We start from the raw sequence: 16503 nt of genomic DNA, 5'->3' as shown, positions 1-16503 counted from the left end.
ATGCCTATGATATAGTAATTTTAATTGTGAATTGACCAACGAGGTGGTGTTTTCTTGAAGATTGGAACGGTGGATCTTCCTTCCAGGCTGGCGATGGCGCCTATGGCTGGTGTCTCCGATGTGGCCTTCCGCCAAATTTGTTCGGAATTTGGCGCCGGTTATACCTGTACGGAGCTGATCTCCTCCAAAGCTCTTTGTTTTCACGATAAAAAAACGCTCTCTCTGCTTCAGCAGTTTCCCGGGGAACACCCAGCAGCGGTGCAGATTTTCGGCAGCGATCCCCAGTGCATGGCAGAGGCTGCCCAAATTGCTTTGGAAGCCAGCGGTGCGGACATTCTGGATTTAAACATGGGGTGTCCTATGGGGAAAATCGTCAATAACGGAGATGGATCTGCCCTGATGAAGGATCCGGAACTGGCCGGGCGTATTGTAGAAGCAGTGGTCAGGGCAGTATCCGTCCCAGTCACTGCCAAATTCCGCCGCGGCTGGGACATGGGCCATTGTAATTGTGTGGAGTTCGCCAAGACGTTGGAGCAGGCGGGAGTCTCTGCCGTTACCGTCCACGGCCGTACCCGTGCCCAGATGTACAGCGGCAATGCGGATTGGAACTGCATTCGGGCTGTGAAGGAAGCTGTTTCCATTCCGGTGATTGCCAACGGTGACATCTGGAAGCCCGAGGACGCCCTCCGAATTCTACAGTATACCAAGGCGGACATGGCCATGATCGCCCGCGGCTGCTTCGGCAATCCCTGGATTTTTCAGCAGGCCAGCGCCGCGCTGGAGGGCCTTCCGGTTCCGCCGCTTCCGAGTCTTGCAGAGCGGTGTGATACTGCTGTCCGGCAGTTTGAGCTGGCCGCTGCCGCCAGGGGGGAACGTGTGGCGGTTCTGGAGGCCCGGCGCCATTACTGCTGGTATCTCAAAGGGATTTCCCACTCCAGTTATTACAAGGAGCAAATTGTGCAGATGAATACCCTGGAAGATGTCTATCGGGTGACGAAAGGGATTAAACGGGATTTAAAATGACCATCGACCATATACAACAAGAGCACCAATGGATTGAAGCCGCACGCCATGGCGATCCGGACGCTTTTGAGGCCTTGGTGCGCCAATACGAAAAACGGGTCTTTTCCCTGACGCTCCGGATGTGCGGCAATCCGGACGACGCTGCGGAAGCAGCGCAGGAGGCATTTCTCTCCGCCTGGCAGGGTCTGCCCTTCTTTCGGGGAGATTCCAGCTTTTCTACCTGGCTGTATCGTTTGGCCTCCAATGCCTGTGTGGATCTATTGCGGCGGGAGGGCCGCCACAGGGCCCAGGCAGGCCCTTCCCTGGATGACACCGAACTGAATGTGGAAGTACCGGATACTGCCCGCTCTCCCCATGAAGAAGCAGAGCGGCGGGAACTCCGGGAGCAAATTGAGCGGGGGCTGCAGGCCCTCTCCCCTGCTCACCGGCAGGTCTTGCTGCTGCGGGAAATGCGGCAGCTGTCCTATGATGAAATTGCTGATGCCCTGGATCTGGATGTAGGCACGGTAAAGTCCCGTATCAACCGGGGACGCAAACAGCTGCGAAACTTTTTATTAAAGAGCGGGAACTTTTTGTCGCCCTCTCCGTCCAAGGAAATAGAAAAGGAGGGCTGCAGATGAAATACTGTGAAAAATACGCGGCCCTGCTGGATTCGTTTGTGGATGGGGAACTGTCCCTGGATGAATCTGAACAGATCCGCTCCCATCTTGTTCAGTGTCCCGGCTGCCGTGCCTATGTTCAAGATGCGCTGTTGATTCGGGAACTCTTTCCAGATGACACGGACGTTGAGGTCCCGGATGGCTTTGCCGAGGGTGTGATGGCCGCCATTCGGGCCGACGCCGCTCCGCAAAAAAAGCGAAAAGCCCCCTGGTCAAAAGTCTTGCTTCCCCTGGCCGCCTGCTGTGCCGTCGTTCTGCTGGTTCGAAGTACCCTGCCATTTTTCGGCAGCAGCAACACCTCCTCGGCCTCTATGGCCACGGACACGGCAGAGGCTGCGGATACCGGCGACACCACGGGCCGTGCGGTTTTTAAGGAAGAGGCTTCTATGGAGAGCGAGGCGGATGGTGCCTCTGACTCCCCTTCTGCCGCAGCAGATCTTGCGCCCGATTCTCCCGCTCTTTTTGCCGCAATCGGAACCTCTGAAGAAACCGATGGCGACACTGCAGCGGAGCAACCTGATTCTGAACAAGCTCCAACACCCCATGCCAGTTTTCCTGCTGACGGTGAAACTGCAGCATCCGCTGATGACAGTGCGAATGCCGCGGTTAAAAATGAAAGCGGGACTTCCAACGAGGCTTCTCCCCATATTCAAGACACTCCTTCGGTCTCCCCTGTAGCGTCCGGTTATTTTGCAGAGCTTTTCCTGACAAAAGAACAGGCAGGTACTTTATTGGATGCATATACCTCTGCCAAAATATCCATCATCATCAGCAGCAACAGCGATACCGGCCTGACGGAAACCACCTATGAATTGACTCGGCCCCAGTTTGAATCACTTCTGTCTGCGTTGGATACGAATATTTCTTATACAGAAAATGGATCTGGTGATTTAGCAAAGGTTGTTGTCATTGACAGTGCCACATAAAGGGCTTTTCTGCAATTTTACAAGAACAGTCCTGCGTCTACAGCCGTTTCAAAGCAGAGGGGTGATGCCAGTTGTGCCTCACTCCTCTTTTTTGTTCGCCCTTCCGGAAGTTCTGTCCCTAAAATAGAATATTCCCTAAAATAGCACTTGACTTTGAAAAATCCTCTGTTATAATAATAATGCTGTTGTTTTTCAGCAGCAAACATTTCATCTTTTTCTGTACTGGAACAGCTATGGAGAAGTCGCCTAGTTGGTCGAGGGCGCATGATTGGAAATCATGTAGGCCCCTAAAGGGTCTCGAGGGTTCGAATCCCTCCTTCTCCGCCAAGAAAAACCTTACATCCTCAAGGATGTGAGGTTTTTTCATTTGCCCCCACGGCTGAAACTTTTTTCTCCCGCCGGAGTTGTCAAGTTCCGCCCTTGCCTTTACGTCTTTTCCAGATGGTGGTATACTGCACTCATGGTTCTTATTTCACATAGGAGGTGTCTCTATGGACGCATCCCCCTCAATCATTGCGCAAATGCCAAAGTTAGAACTGCATGTTCACTTGGAGTCCACCATGGATGGGGAACAGCTTGCGCGCTATGCGAGCAAGCAAGGCAAGCAGCTTCCTCGCCCCGGAAATGCCATATATGAATGCTCTGCAGAGGATTTGAGCAACTTTCTTGCCTTTCTGGATATGATCTGTTCCATGGTTGGAAGCATTGAAGATCTGCGTGAAGTTGCCCGGGATTTTTCCTTGCGGAGTCGCCAGGAACATATTTTGTACGCCGAACCAATCCTAAATCCAACCCACTGGCCGCAATTTACAGTGCCCCAGTTGATTTGCGCCTTGGAGGCCGGCTTTGACGAGGGCGCCGCAGAGGGGGGAACCGACTGCCGCTTCACGCTGTCTCTCTCCAGGAATCAGAGCCAGGCGGAAGCTTTGGATTTTGTAAATCTCCTGTGTGCCCACCGCAGCAGCCGTCTGATTGGTCTCTCCATCGATGGCAATGAAGCGCTAACTGGACGCACTGGCGAAAAATTTTCCCCTGCCTTTCGACGTGCCAAGGAGGTGGGCCTCTCAATTACGGTTCACGCTGGAGAGAGCAGCGGCCCCGAGGGGGTCCGTGATGCCTTGGATCTTTTGTTTGCCTGCCGCCTGGACCATGGGGTACGGGCGGCAGAGGATGCGGACTTGACCGCCCGACTGGTGCGAGAGCGAATTCCTCTGAACCTTTGTCTAACCTCCAATCTAACACTGCTATACCGGAATCCAGAGGAGCACCCTCTGCGCCGCCTCTGGGATGCCGGAGCGGTCATTACGCTAAATCGTGACGATCCTACCTTTTTAGGGCTGACATTGACAGAAGAACTGACCCGCTGCGCCCGCTTTGCCCATCTGACCATTCAGGATCTGCTACAGGCCCAATATTGGGCAGTGGATGCCGCTTTCTGCAGTGATGCAGAAAAGCAACAGCTGCGTTCTTCCCTGCATGCGTTTGCACAGTCTCTAAATCGCTAATATGAACAAAAAGGCCAGCGCCGAAGGTGCTGGCCTTTTTGACGGTTTATTCAAAAATTACGCTCGCTTCCAAAAGCCCTGATGGACCTCCACAATTTCCGCCTCCACTTCCGGATAAGGCCCCAATACTTCAATCTCCTTCTGTCCAGCAGCAAACACCTTGTCCGCCCCCATCGCAAAGGTGGGATTCTTTTCATCGTCTCCGGTCAGTTTCAACAGGCGGGCCTCTGTAATACCATAGGTCACGTGGCCAATATTGGTCCAATAAATGCCGCCGCTGCACATGGGACACGGCTCACAGGTCGTGTACAGCGTACATTCCTTCAAAAACTCCTTGCTGAACTCCCGGCTGGCCCGGGAAGCCAGGGTCAGCTCTGCATGGGCGGTGGCATCGTGCAGCTCCCCCTCGGCATTTCCCTGTTCCAGCAACACGATGCCGTCCGGCCCCACCAGAATGGCACCGAACGGTGTGTTGCCGTTGGCGCGGGCGCGTTTCGCAACTTCATTGGCACGGCGCAGATACTCAATCGGGCTCATTTCAAAGTTTTCCTTTCCTGAAATCAATATTCGGTGCTGACTTCTGTAGGCACAATGGATCCGTCTACAATTCCCTGGATAACCTCCTGGGCCTTGGTGGCAGTCTCTTCAGCGCAGGCCGTGCCGAATTCCGTGATGTAGATGGCGCCCTCGGCCAGGCCGTCCCGCTGAACGCCGCTGAAGGTGCCGTTTTCAATTTTCTCGATTTGGTCGGCAATGCACTGAGAGATGTTAACGCCCAGGCAGCACAGCATCTGATCCGGAGCCAGATCCCGCTGGTCTCCGCCGTAGCCCAAAACCTTCACATTTCGTTCCACACAAGCGTCAATTACACCGGTGCCAGTCGCGTCGCACACGTGCATTACCACGTCGCAGCCGCCCTCAATCAGGGAGTAGGCAGCCTCCTTACCCTTGGCCGGGTCATCAAAGGTGCCAGTGACAATAATGGAAACGTCGATCTCCGGCTTGACAGACTGTGCGCCCTCCCGAAAAGCGTTGTAGTTGGCAATCTGCGCATTGGAGGGGGCACCGCCCACAATGCCAATCTTATTGCTCTCACTCTCCATGGCCGCCACGACACCGCAGACATAAGCGCCCTCATACTCCTTGTTGTAAGAGTATGCCGTATTGGCAGGCAGGTCCTCTTCCGCTACGTCCGTGGGGGCTGTGCCGTAGACATAGAAATACTTTTCTGGAAAGGCCGGTGCCACGGCCAGAGAAGCGTCGATGAAGGAATAGCCGTGACCCATGATGAGGTCAAAGTCACCACTGGCATAGGTGCGGAACACCGTCTCGCTGTCGTTTTGCTCCACGCTTTCCGTGTATTCCACGTGGTATCCCATCTCCTCGATCTCCTGTAGCCCCAAATAGGCACTGTAGTTCCAGGACTGGTCGCTGATCAGGCCAGGCAGCAGCATTGCGACATTCTGAATTTTTCCAGCGGATTCTTCCGGCGCTTCCTTGTCACCCGAGTCTCCAGCGGGTGGGGTCGTAGTACCTGTACCGCCGCAACCGGACAGCAACGCTGCTGTCAGCGTCAACGCCAGAAAGAGAGCATACACTTTTTTCATAACATAATCCTCCAATCAATATCTATGTGTAAATAGTTGGGAAACTATCTTCCCTCTTTTTCATAGGGATCGCCCAACGCTTTCGGCTCGGACGAATTTCGTCCCATCAGCAGGATGCTCAGCAATACAACCGCATACGGCAGCATCACAAAGAACTGATATGGAATCGGCACGCTCATGGCCTGCGCCCGCAGCTGAAATGCATCCACCAGACCGAACAACAGCGCGCCTCCCAGCGCAACCACAGGGTTCCAGCGGCCTAGGATGGTGATGGCCAGCGCAATATAGCCCCGCCCGGAGGTAATGCCATCCATAAAGCGTCCCACATAGGCCACAGTCAAAAACGATCCGCCCAAACCGCCCAGCAGCCCCGCAAAGCACATACTGCCGAGTCTGGTTCTGATAACAGAGATTCCAGCAGCCTGTGCCGCACGTGGATTTTCTCCGACTGCCCGGATGCGAAGACCCAGCATGGTTTTAGAGAGCACAAACCACGTGCCGATTGCAAGGAAAATTGAAAGGTATACCAATGCATTTTGGCTGAACAGTGCTTCACCCAGCAGGGGGATACGGTTCAGCAGAGGAATTGGCAGTGCAGGCAGCGTTTGAATAGAGGGTGCTGTGAGCGCCACGCCGAAAAATGCCCGATACAGATAGCTGGTCAGACCCACCATCAAAATGTTGAACATAATGCCAACCACCGATTGATTCTGTCGCCGGCAGACCCCAAGACCGGTAAGCGGCAGCGTGCTCACTGCCCCTGCCAGCGCACCGCAGAGAATGCCCACTGTCGCACTGCCGGTGGTAAATTGTACGCAAAACGCCACAAAAGCGCCCAGCAGCATCTGGCCCTCCAGGCCAATATTAATCACGCCGGCACGCTCGGCCACAATTTCCCCTGTGGCGCCAAATACCAGTGGAGTAGACATACGGAACATGGAGGCCAACAGCGCCGCAAAAAAAGAGCCGCTCAACATCCGTTATCCCTCCTTTCTCTTCAGCTGGGGGAGTTGAAAGCTCAGTCCCAACAGTACAAACAACACAATCAGCCCCTGCAGAATATCCACCAACGTGATTGGCACACCGCTGATCACCTGCATAAACTGCGCGCCTGTGTTCAAAAGCGCCATCAGCATTGCCGCCAGCACAATGCCTACCGGGTGCAGCATACCCAGCAGTGCCACCACCACGGCAGTAAAGCCAATGTCTCCCGCCATGGTCTCCGTCAGCCGATAATATACACCCAGCAGCTCAACACCACCCGCCAGACCAGCAATACCGCCGGAGAGGGCCATGACCCCCAGATGATACCACTTAATTGGAATGCCGCTGTATACTGCAGCCTTCTCTCCGCCCCCCAGCACTCGGATCCGATAACCAACCCGGCTGCGATAAATGAAGAACTCATACAAAACAATCAGCACAATGGCCAGCACAATGCCCGTGTGGGCTCGCGTGGAAGCGATGAGCTTTGCGAGTCGGAGGCCTTCCCCTATTTTAGAAGACTCAGGCACCATGCCGGAGGGCTCCTGAAGCGGTCCGCGGATCAAATACCCGATAAAATTCACAGCAATGTAATTCAGCAACAGCGACGTGATGATCTCATTTGCCCGGAAGAACGCCTTCAACGCACCGGAAATGGATCCCCAAAAAGCGCCGAATGCCACGGCGACTACAGCCCCCAACAGCAATACCGGCTTCCCGACCGTATCCGCCAGATCCGAACTGCATACCAAGAACATCCCCAAGGCTCCCATATAAATCTGACCTTCGCCGCCAAGGTTTGTCAATCCGGCAGAGCGGGCAATCGCCATCCCCACACCGGCAATCAGCAGCGGCGTCATGTTGGTCAGCAGTTCGCCAAAACCAGACTTGGACGACATGGGCACCAACAGCAGCTGCCGATAAGCTGCAAGCGGATTTCCCCCTACCACCAGAATGAATACCGACCCGATGGCTAGGGACAGGACTCCCGCCAGCAGGATTACACCCCACTTCGGCAGCGACTCTCTCCATCCCTTCATACCGGCTTCACCCCCATCATCATACTGCCCAGCTGGTTGACCGTCGTCTGTTCCGGTGTGGTCTCAGCAAAAATCATTCCTTTATACAGCACCAGAATCCGGTCTGAAAGATAGAGCAGCTCCTCAAAATCGCCGGAAGCCAAAACCACCGCCATGCCGTCCTCCTTGGCCTGAAGTATCCGGTTTCGGATGGCCCAGGAGGCCTTGACGTCAATTCCCCTGGTCGGGTTGGAGCAGGCCAGGAGCTTTGGTTCCTTGCTCAGTTCCCGTCCCAGAATAAACTTCTGCAAATTACCGCCGGAAAGGTTTTCTGTCACGGCATCGCTGCCGGAGGTCCGGACATCAAAGGCCGCGATGGCCTCCTCCGTGTCCCGGATAATCTTCCGGTAGTGAAGGTAATGTCCCGTCTCCCGCTGTTTTCGGCGCAGCAGCCAGTTATCGTACAGGCAAAACTTTCGGACTGTGGCCACATTATTCCGGTCAGAGGGCACATAGCCCACCCCCTCCCGGACAAACGTCTCTCCGGAGGCCGCTGTCAAATTCTTTCCCGCCATCGCAATCCTTCCGGCACTACACCTCCGCAGGCCGGTGATCACATCCATCAGTTCGTCCTGTCCGTTTCCCTCCAAGCCGGCAATGCCCAGGATTTCCCCCCGCCTGACCTGCAGCGTCACGTGATTCAGCGTCTGTACGCCACGGCTGTCAGCCGCGCAGACATCTTCTATAGATAGAACCACCTCCTGCCTTGTTTGGTGCGTCTTCTCAACATTTTCCGTCCGAAACGCCTCGCCAATCATCATCTCCACAATCTTGGCTTGGTCGAGGTTTTCATTTGCGGTGTCCTCCACTACGCGACCGCGGCTCAGAACAGTAATGCGGTCGCTGATTCGCAGAACCTCCTCCAGCTTGTGGCTGATAAAAATGACGGATTTTTGATTGGCTACCAGCTTTTTAATAATTTCAAACAGCGCATCGCATTCCTGTGGTGCCAGCACTGCTGTGGGCTCGTCAAAAATGAGGATATCTGCTCCGATATACAGCAGTTTTAAAATTTCCACCCGCTGCTGCATCCCGATGGAGAGCTTGCTGACCGGCGACGTGAGGTCCACTTCAATGCCATACTGTTCGGACAGCTTCGTCAGTTCTCCCGCTACCTGCCCCTTTCGGGTCAGGGACCAAAAAGGCCTGTCCGCCATTAAAAACACATTCTCCGCAGAGGTAAAGGTATCCACCAGCATAAAATTCTGGTGCACCATGCCAATTCCCGCGGCCAGGGAAACCTTGGGAGAGGTGATCTCCACCTCTTTTCCACGGACACGAATCATCCCCTCATTGGGTTGGTACATGCCGTACAAAATATTCATCAGGGTACTTTTTCCCGCACCGTTCTCCCCCAGCAGCGCATGTACTTCCCCAGGGTAAACCGTCAGATTCACATGGTCATTCACCGTTGCGCTGCCAAACCGTTTGACAATTCCGCGCATTTCCAGCAAAGGCTCCATCGCGTGCTCCTTTCCCCCCTTAGTCCGCCACAATTACATCCGTGAATGTCTGCGTTACTACATCAATCAGGCCTTTCTCCGTCAATCCCAGATCTGGTACGCCCGCAAGGCCAATGAAGGCCATAATCATAAACGGCGATTCAATCTGGCACCCCATCTCTCCAGCCACTTTGTTGATTGTTTGCAACTGAGCGTCTACCGTACGCCAATCCAGCTCAGACATGACGCCTCCCACTGCCAGCGGAAGCTTTGCCAGCACCTGGCCCCCCGCAACAGCTGCATAGCCACCGCCCATCTCCTCAATAACCCGGATGGCGTGCATAATCTCCTCGTCACTGGTGCCGATGACCACCAGGTTCTGGTTTTCACAGTTGTTGGTGGCTGCGATAGCGCCCTTCTTCAGGCCTGTCCCTCTAATCAGCGCCGTGCCCACGGAGCCGGTGCCCAGATGGCGATCCACCACGACAACCTTAGCCAAATCGTGGGCCACATCCTGCCCCACTGCACCATCCACAACCGGCAGCTCCTCAATTAGCAGCCGCTTATAATAGCCGTCATAAAGCTCTGCCACCCGGGCTTTTACCGTCGTTTTCCCCGCAGGCGCGGCAATGCGGAAATTCTCTTTACTGAAGCCCGCGCCCAAGTGGATGGTGTGTTTGAGTTCCTCCGGAATCGTGTCCTCGTTTTGGAACAGCGGCTTCCCATTTTCCGCCACCCGCTGCCCACCAACAAAGACAGTGCTGGGGCTGATTTCCTTCAGATCCGGCAACAGCATAAAATCCGCCAGCCTAGAGGGCGTAATAGATCCCACCAGATGGTCAATCCGGAAATGCATGGCGGCATTCAGTGTCGCCATGCGGATGGCAAGGGCCGGCTCCACACCCAATTCAATGGCGGAGCGGACGTGGTGGTCAATGTGGCCTTCCCGCCGCAAATCCCCCACGTGCTTGTCATCTGCGCTGAAAAACAAATGGTACGCCGTCTCCCCCAATTTCTCTGGCTTCCCAAGAATATCGGCCAGATAATTGCTCATGGAACCGGATTGGATGGCAATACCGGCACCTAAACGAACCCTATCTTTCACCTCTTCCAGTGTCGCGGCGTTGTGATCATCACAAACGCCGCCCGCCAGATAGGCCCACAGCGGCTCGTTCCGCAGACGGGCCGTGTGGCCGGTGGCCCGTTTGCCAGCATCCAGTGCCAGAGCCAGTACCTCTGCCGCATCCCGGGACAAATCAAAAGGTACAGATTCTCCCAGCGATACCGCATAGGGCTGGCGCAACAGCTCGCCGATATCCTCCGCGGACAAACGACACCCGCCCAACTCCAGCGTTGGCGTCCGGGGCACGCTGGAACTCACCTGCAGGAAAATCCGCAGAGGCGCCCTTGTCGTCCGGATATACGCAATGCCAGGCAGGCCCCAGATATTGGCGATGCAGTTCGGATCCGCCAAAATGGTGGTGGTTCCCTTGGGCACAACCAACTGGGCCAGCTCTCCCGGGGTCAACATGGAATATTCAATGTGGAAATGGGACTCAATAAAATTGGGAACCATATACTGCCCGGCAGCGTCATAAACCCGCTTTGCCGTCAGCACCCCGGGTGATGCTACGGCCGCAATGTGTCGACCGCAGACCGCAACATCCATCTCCCGGATCTCTCCGGTATGTACAAAAACAACCCGGCCGTTACGAATGATTAAATCCGCTGGTCGTTTTCCCCCGGCCACAGCGCGGAGCGCCATCAGATCTTCCGTTGTCGGAGCGGTGTAGTGGTTTTCAAAGATCGGATCCATCTGCTTCCTCCTGTGCTTATTTATATCTTTTTCCGCAGCATACGGTGTTTTACCGTCCCCGGAACATAATACTCCTGGGAATATAGTGCCGGTTTCCCCTTAAAGGTATAGTGGACGGCCTCCACAAAAAGAAGCGGTGCACCCGGCGCAACCTCACAAATAGCAGCCAGTTCCTCATCTGCAGAAATGGCTTCCAGCTCTGCCAGGTCCATAAAAGCCACCTTCTGGAGGAACTCAAAGCTGGAGATCACCAAGCCGTCGTAATTGAACCGGCTGGTGTCCTCGCCAAAAAAGTGAACATCCACATAGTCCCGGCAATAGATAGCAGGCTTTTCATCAGCCGTTACCAATCGGCAGATTTCAAATACCATGTCTTGTTCCCGCAGGCCCAGCTTCTGCGCAATCTGTGCAGAGCATGGTATTTGCTTCATATTGACGAATCGACTTCCCGGGCGGCACCCGCTGCCCTGGATCATTGCGTCAAATCCATCTGCCAAATCCATGCGGGTACTCAAGTCCAGTACGTATCGGTTGACAATTGTACCAACCCCTCGTCTCCGGCTTACAAAGCCCTCTCGTTCCAGTGCAGCTAGGCTATCCCGAATAACATTGCGGCTGACGCCCATCCGCTCCGCGATTTCCACTTCAGGCGGCAATCGTTTGTCGTGACAGTATATTCCCCTGCGCATCTCCTGTAAAAGCTGCCACTTGGCCGCCTCAGACAGTTCCATCTGTGTCTTCATGGCGTATCTCCTTTCGACAGTTGAAATTAAGTAGCACTTTATTAATGTTACTTATTTTATTCCCTATTACAAAACTTGTCAATTTCTTTTTCGATTCTTTCTGATATTCAGTATTTACAAACTTCTCTCTATGTTCTGCCAAAAAGCAGGTGGCTCTCAACATTGAGGGCCACCTGCCTAAATTTTATTATCAGTTGTAATGAGATAAATTTATTCGAAAACAATCCGTTTTTAGGCAGTTAAGTTTCAAGTAATATCCTGCCACTGCTGTCCATTCATCTCATAATTCGTAAAACGCATCATCAGCTGGCTTCTGCGAGACACTTCCAGCTTGCTAAAGATGCTGTGTACATGTGTTTTTACTGTACCCACAGCAATATAGAGCAAGTCGCTGATTTCCTGATTGCTTTTACCAGAGAGAATCAACTGCAGAATTTCGGCTTCCCGGTCTGTTAATTCATACTGTTTGAAGAAAGCCGCATACTGTTTTGAAAAGGCGGCAGGACACGGTTCTTGTTCCAAAGCATTAAACTCACGAAAGTGTTCTTGGACAATATTTTCGATTTCTTCATCGGTATGATCCCGCAATTCTCCTTGGCAAAAAACGATATACCAGACCGACAGAATCAACAGGAGAAAATTCGTATACAAGTCAATGCGGCTTTGGGAAAGGACCGTTTTCAAAAGGCAGAGATTTGCCACAATATAAAGAAGCATCAAAATTGAGGAAATCAGCATCATTAAGACAATTGTCTTATATTTGGAGGCATTCTGCCAGCGCACTGCATCCGTCTCCTGCACCAGCGAATACCAATAAGAACCGCAGATAATTAAAATGCTGACATAGAAAGATATGGGATCCAGCTGCCAGTATAGTTCCCTCGGATACGTGGAAAACAGTCCGTGAATGATGACAATAATGCACAGCAAAATGTAAAACTCTGGTGACACATCCTTTTCAAAAACAGCAGCAATGATTTTGTCAAGAAAATAGATTTTTGCGAGGGTGAGCACCAATGCGGCAGTGAGCACCAGTGCATGGGTAGAATACCGGAACTCCAAGAGATTCTGTGTGATGATGTACACGGAATCACAGATGCATGCAAACATCATAAGCCCGGCATATTGCAGTTCTTTTCTTTTGGTACTGCCATATGTGAAAGAGCAGATCCCAAGAGAAGCGCCGTAAATCAAAACAGAGACCAGGTTGTACAGGGAAGAGAATACAGGCATATTGTTCGCTCCTCTTTCTGGATGATCATATGTCCAATCAACTTACATATTATGTTATTATATATATAGTATACTGCAAAACATTCCAGAATACAAACGTTTTTGTTAGATTTATCAACAATACGCAGCGCCTATTTACAAAAATGTCTATACCTAAAGTTTAGTAAAAAATACACCCACCTCCATACAGTGAAATATGACTTTTGTTTATCGACAGAGATACTATTTTTCGATATGCTGTTTTACATAAAAAGGACTGAAAGGAGGTGAATTTATGAGCCTGAAGGTATTTTCTGAAGCATTTGAAAACGGGCGTATCCTTGAAAAGTACGGAAAAATGTCTGCCGATTCCATCCAGGGTGTTCCGCAGTTGTCCTTTCCAATAAGTTGGGAAGGTGCCCCTGAGGGAACAAAATCATTTGCACTGGTATTCATTGACTATGATAATGTCATTGGCGAAGGAATTGTCTGGGTACATTGGCTTGCTGCAAACATTCCAGCTGTTGCAAGCGGACTCCGGGAAGATGCGGCAAGAACGGACAAATCCTTCGTTCAAGGGAAAAACACCTGGGCATTCCAACTTGGTATTGACAATCCCGTATGCAATATGTACGGGGGCCCCGCCCCTGAAGACAGACCCCATGAATATGAACTTCACCTGTACGCATTAAGTGACATGCTGAATTTGCAAAATGGCTATTATTATAATGAGTTTTTGAAAGAGATTCGTGGAAAAATTCTGGATGTGGCTGTTATCAGAGGAGTTTACAGCAACTAAAAAATTCTTGGAAGGTTCGTTGGAACGCTTGAAAAATCTGAAAATGATTTTGATAACGTGTGTGGACAAAGAAAGGATTTAGGGAAATTATGGAAAATAGGACGAAACTAAAAAGAGTGCTCGGCTTTGGCGCAACTTATGGTGCGGCCATGGGCCTGGTAGTCTCCGGCACTGCCATGTTTTCAGTTACCCAAGTGGCAGGTCAGGCGAGCTATGCCGTTTGGATCACAGCTTTAATCGGCCTGGTTCCTATTATCTGCGCGGCTTTGGCATTCTCTGAGTTAAGCGCCATGCTGCCCGGCGGCGGCATGATTTCCGATTATACCAACCCTGCACTGGGCCGTTTTTGGGGTACCTTAGCGGTTCTTGGCACCTATGTTTTGCTTGCCGCGGCTGATGGCAGCACGCAAATGGCAATGAGTGGCTATTCGCTGGAAGAGATTACCGGAATCCCCGCGCTTGCAACCAGCCTGGTGTTTCTTGTGGCATGCTTGCTGATCAACATCTTCGATGTTGGTGTATATGGTAAGGTCGCAGGAATTTTGCCCATCGGCATGATGGCCGCCTACGCAATCCTCGCGGTTTGCGGTGCTGTCGGCGTAGGTGAGAATATGGGTATCGCAGCACCCGTTAACAACAGCTTCCTTCCCAACGGCGGATGGGCTCCTGTTCTTGGAGCTGTTGGTTCCTCTATTTGGTGGTACATTGGCTTTGAAAACTGCTGTCCCATGGCTGAGGAGACCAAGGAGCCCTATAAGGTGATTCCCCGTGCGCTGTTTGCATCTTTGATCACGATCTATCTGATTGATATTGTGTTCTCTTATGCAAGCTTGAAATACACCGATATTAATATTCTGCTGACCTCCGGCATCTCTCATATTGAGGGTTCCAAAGCAATGATGGGCTCTATCGGTGCTGCAGTGATGAGCACCATCACCATTTTGGCTTCCTTCACTACTGCAAACTCTCAGCTCGCTGCGCTGCCACGCATGTTCTACGGTTTGGCAAGGCAAAATCAGCTTCCCAAGGCCTTTGGCTACATCCATCCCAAGTATAGGGTTCCCATTTGGGGCACAATCGTCTGCTTCTTGCTGATGTTCGTCTGCACCATTTATATCTGTGCTCAGGGCGGCACCGCTGACATCATGAACATGTTCATCAACATCGTCTGCGTTGCCTGGCTCGGCTGCTACATTCTGGCCATGGTCGATGTTCTGATTCTGCGCAAGAAGTACCCGGACTTCCCCCGCTTGTTCAAAGTTCCTGCCCCTAAGATCATTTTCACCATCGGCATCATTGGATCCCTGTACGCGATCTACACCATCAGCGATTATATCCTGATTACACTGGCATGGCTTGCTGTTGTTGTCATCTTCATCATTATTTGGAATAAGGCCCACAAGCGGCCCATCAACGAAGTGTCCAAACTGGAAGATGCTGTTATCATGATTCGCGAAAGAACAGAATACCTTCCCGTGTGGGATGAGGCTGTTGTGGAATGGCTCAAGAGCAGAAATGCAATGACTTGATCCATTGGATACGTTAAAGGTCAATCATACATAAGGACGCAGGTAAGTGTGCATATGAAAAGAAGAAAAGCAGTTAGAAATTCGGACAAAGCGCGAAACAGCTTTGTTACAAAAAAGGCCGAAGTAAAAATTGGCGCATTGGCCGAAATGTTTAAGGCAGCCGCAGGAGAACGCTGGAGCAGGACAGAAGCCGGTGTTCTGCAGCGAAAACTGGTTTTTTCCGGATTCCAATACTTGAATTCTTTAAAGCTCATCTATAATTGGGAAAACCGTTTTTTGTCTGTGAACTACAATCTGCAGATGGTGAGCATTGTCCCTACGGACAGCACGCGGTTTGAAGAAACAAAGGACTGTCATTTCTCTTTAAAGTGCACACAAAGCGGATTAAAGGGAAAAAGAAATTACTCCTGGAACTGCATGCAATGGAAAGGTGACAGTGCAAAACTTGCTGCATACCAAGAGCGGCTCAGCAATCCTTTGATTATCGATCGTCTGAATACGCTTGATATTATGGAAATGGAAATCCGACACGAGGACAACAGTGGTTATTTTCAGATTTCCTGTGAAAGTCTGATTGGATCGGCAACTTGGATGCTGATTCCACCCGTATTGAGTATGATCACGCCGAAAAGAGAAGAATGCATCAAATTTCTCGAACTTTTCGAGCTGTTGGCGGACGCTGTTGCAAACAACATGTAACTGCTGCAGTTTGTGAATGTTTACAGAAGATGCAAAATGAGCTGAAGTAAAGGAGCGGAAATAGGAATGAAAGTAGAGGAATATGTAGAGCGAGCGCGGAAAGCGGTGGAAGCAATCAAGGGGTATAACCAGGAGCAGGTAGATAAGCTGGTATACGAGGCAGCCAAGATTATCTACAAGAACGCGGAGCCGCTGGCGCGGGAGGCAGTGGACGAGACGGGGCTGGGATACTACGAGGACAAGATTGCCAAGAACACGGATACCCCCACCGCGTTCTGGAACTACCTGAAGGACAAGAAGTCGGTGGGCATCATCGGCGAGGACAAGGAGACGGGCATCATCGAAGTGGCGCATCCCGTGGGCGTCATCGCCTGCGTCACCCCTGCCACGAACCCCAACGTCACGCCCCTTGGCAACTTCATGGACGCCATGAAGGGAAAGAACGCCATTATCGTCTCCCCGGCGCCCCGTGCGGCGCAG

The 16503-nt window shown here is 52.0% G+C and carries 16 protein-coding genes and 1 tRNA gene; 9 read left to right on the top strand and 8 right to left on the bottom strand.

The annotated features are described in order from the left end of the window. Positions 1 to 54 precede the first annotated feature (54 nt). The 5 genes from dusB (at position 55) to add (ending at position 4113) form a co-directional block, all read left to right on the top strand. Entirely contained in the window at positions 55 to 1023 is a 969-nt protein-coding gene (gene dusB / locus BMZ81_RS12755) for a tRNA dihydrouridine synthase DusB (RefSeq protein WP_091132749.1), read from the top strand. Further along, positions 1020 to 1643, top strand: a complete 624-nt coding sequence (locus BMZ81_RS12750; protein ID WP_091132747.1) for an RNA polymerase sigma factor — start codon at positions 1020 to 1022, stop codon at positions 1641 to 1643. Before dusB ends, BMZ81_RS12750 begins: the two co-directional genes overlap by 4 nt. Further along, a complete protein-coding gene (locus tag BMZ81_RS12745; protein ID WP_091132745.1) occupies positions 1640 to 2608 on the top strand; it encodes an anti-sigma factor family protein in 969 nt (322 codons plus the stop codon). The genes BMZ81_RS12750 and BMZ81_RS12745 overlap by 4 nt, the downstream gene beginning before the upstream one ends. A 235-nt stretch (positions 2609 to 2843) precedes the next feature. Beyond that, positions 2844 to 2935 (top strand) — tRNA-Ser (locus BMZ81_RS12740). Positions 2936 to 3099: 164 nt separating this feature from the next. Next, positions 3100 to 4113, top strand: coding sequence for an adenosine deaminase (gene add, locus BMZ81_RS12735; protein ID WP_091132743.1), 1014 nt, complete (start codon positions 3100 to 3102; stop codon positions 4111 to 4113). A gap of 57 nt (positions 4114 to 4170) precedes the next feature. On the opposite strand, the gene BMZ81_RS12730 is transcribed toward add, so the two are convergent. The 8 genes from BMZ81_RS12730 to BMZ81_RS14305 form a co-directional block, all read right to left on the bottom strand. Further along, entirely contained in the window at positions 4171 to 4650 is a 480-nt protein-coding gene (locus tag BMZ81_RS12730) for a nucleoside deaminase (RefSeq protein ID WP_091132741.1), read from the bottom strand. Positions 4651 to 4673: 23 nt separating this feature from the next. Further along, positions 4674 to 5720, bottom strand: a complete 1047-nt coding sequence (locus BMZ81_RS12725) for a BMP family protein (RefSeq protein ID WP_091132738.1) — start codon at positions 5718 to 5720, stop codon at positions 4674 to 4676. Between the two features lie 44 nt (positions 5721 to 5764). Continuing rightward, positions 5765 to 6697, bottom strand: a complete 933-nt coding sequence (locus tag BMZ81_RS12720) for an ABC transporter permease (RefSeq protein WP_091132737.1) — start codon at positions 6695 to 6697, stop codon at positions 5765 to 5767. A 3-nt stretch (positions 6698 to 6700) separates the two neighbouring features. Then, positions 6701 to 7744 (bottom strand): ABC transporter permease, encoded by a 1044-nt coding sequence (locus BMZ81_RS12715; RefSeq protein WP_091132735.1) that lies wholly within the window; start codon positions 7742 to 7744, stop codon positions 6701 to 6703. Continuing rightward, the gene (locus BMZ81_RS12710; RefSeq protein WP_091132733.1) at positions 7741 to 9246 is read right to left on the bottom strand and encodes an ABC transporter ATP-binding protein; all 1506 of its coding nucleotides are present in this window, start codon (positions 9244 to 9246) and stop codon (positions 7741 to 7743) included. The genes BMZ81_RS12715 and BMZ81_RS12710 overlap by 4 nt, the downstream gene beginning before the upstream one ends. Positions 9247 to 9265: 19 nt before the next feature. Continuing rightward, a complete protein-coding gene (locus BMZ81_RS12705; protein WP_091132730.1) occupies positions 9266 to 11041 on the bottom strand; it encodes an adenine deaminase in 1776 nt (591 codons plus the stop codon). 20 nt (positions 11042 to 11061) lie between these two features. Continuing rightward, positions 11062 to 11784, bottom strand: a complete 723-nt coding sequence (locus tag BMZ81_RS12700) for a GntR family transcriptional regulator (RefSeq protein ID WP_091132728.1) — start codon at positions 11782 to 11784, stop codon at positions 11062 to 11064. 246 nt (positions 11785 to 12030) lie between these two features. Then, the gene (locus tag BMZ81_RS14305) at positions 12031 to 13017 is read right to left on the bottom strand and encodes a helix-turn-helix transcriptional regulator (protein WP_091132725.1); all 987 of its coding nucleotides are present in this window, start codon (positions 13015 to 13017) and stop codon (positions 12031 to 12033) included. A gap of 274 nt (positions 13018 to 13291) precedes the next feature. Here BMZ81_RS14305 and BMZ81_RS12690 point away from each other — a divergent pair, with 274 nt between their 5' ends. The 4 genes from BMZ81_RS12690 to BMZ81_RS12675 form a co-directional block, all read left to right on the top strand. Further along, positions 13292 to 13795 (top strand): YbhB/YbcL family Raf kinase inhibitor-like protein, encoded by a 504-nt coding sequence (locus tag BMZ81_RS12690; RefSeq protein ID WP_091132724.1) that lies wholly within the window; start codon positions 13292 to 13294, stop codon positions 13793 to 13795. 89 nt (positions 13796 to 13884) lie between these two features. Then, on the top strand, positions 13885 to 15324 hold the full coding sequence (locus tag BMZ81_RS12685) for an APC family permease (protein WP_091132721.1): 1440 nt from the start codon (positions 13885 to 13887) through the stop codon (positions 15322 to 15324). 54 nt (positions 15325 to 15378) lie between these two features. Beyond that, positions 15379 to 16023, top strand: a complete 645-nt coding sequence (locus BMZ81_RS12680; RefSeq protein WP_091132720.1) for a DUF3156 family protein — start codon at positions 15379 to 15381, stop codon at positions 16021 to 16023. Between the two features lie 66 nt (positions 16024 to 16089). Then, on the top strand, positions 16090 to 16503 hold a 414-nt coding region (locus BMZ81_RS12675), incomplete at its 3' end, for an aldehyde dehydrogenase family protein (RefSeq protein WP_143072784.1).

Origin of the sequence: Oscillibacter sp. PC13 (assembly GCF_900115635.1) — a bacterium.
GTDB lineage: Bacteria > Bacillota > Clostridia > Oscillospirales > Oscillospiraceae > Oscillibacter.
This window is presented reverse-complemented; position numbering and strand designations above follow the sequence as displayed.

What these genes read in the sequence shown, in the direction of transcription:
- add (WP_091132743.1), top strand. Translation starts at nt 3,100, where the DNA reads ATGGACGCATCCCCCTCAATCATTGCGCAAATGCCAAAGTTAGAACTG.
- BMZ81_RS12680 (WP_091132720.1), top strand. Translation starts at nt 15,379, where the DNA reads ATGAAAAGAAGAAAAGCAGTTAGAAATTCGGACAAAGCGCGAAACAGC.
- BMZ81_RS12720 (WP_091132737.1), bottom strand. Translation starts at nt 6,697, where the DNA reads ATGTTGAGCGGCTCTTTTTTTGCGGCGCTGTTGGCCTCCATGTTCCGT.
- BMZ81_RS14305 (WP_091132725.1), bottom strand. Translation starts at nt 13,017, where the DNA reads ATGCCTGTATTCTCTTCCCTGTACAACCTGGTCTCTGTTTTGATTTAC.
- BMZ81_RS12690 (WP_091132724.1), top strand. Translation starts at nt 13,292, where the DNA reads ATGAGCCTGAAGGTATTTTCTGAAGCATTTGAAAACGGGCGTATCCTT.
- BMZ81_RS12730 (WP_091132741.1), bottom strand. Translation starts at nt 4,650, where the DNA reads ATGAGCCCGATTGAGTATCTGCGCCGTGCCAATGAAGTTGCGAAACGC.
- BMZ81_RS12700 (WP_091132728.1), bottom strand. Translation starts at nt 11,784, where the DNA reads ATGAAGACACAGATGGAACTGTCTGAGGCGGCCAAGTGGCAGCTTTTA.
- BMZ81_RS12750 (WP_091132747.1), top strand. Translation starts at nt 1,020, where the DNA reads ATGACCATCGACCATATACAACAAGAGCACCAATGGATTGAAGCCGCA.
- BMZ81_RS12745 (WP_091132745.1), top strand. Translation starts at nt 1,640, where the DNA reads ATGAAATACTGTGAAAAATACGCGGCCCTGCTGGATTCGTTTGTGGAT.
- BMZ81_RS12705 (WP_091132730.1), bottom strand. Translation starts at nt 11,041, where the DNA reads ATGGATCCGATCTTTGAAAACCACTACACCGCTCCGACAACGGAAGAT.
- BMZ81_RS12715 (WP_091132735.1), bottom strand. Translation starts at nt 7,744, where the DNA reads ATGAAGGGATGGAGAGAGTCGCTGCCGAAGTGGGGTGTAATCCTGCTG.
- BMZ81_RS12710 (WP_091132733.1), bottom strand. Translation starts at nt 9,246, where the DNA reads ATGGAGCCTTTGCTGGAAATGCGCGGAATTGTCAAACGGTTTGGCAGC.
- BMZ81_RS12685 (WP_091132721.1), top strand. Translation starts at nt 13,885, where the DNA reads ATGGAAAATAGGACGAAACTAAAAAGAGTGCTCGGCTTTGGCGCAACT.
- BMZ81_RS12725 (WP_091132738.1), bottom strand. Translation starts at nt 5,720, where the DNA reads ATGAAAAAAGTGTATGCTCTCTTTCTGGCGTTGACGCTGACAGCAGCG.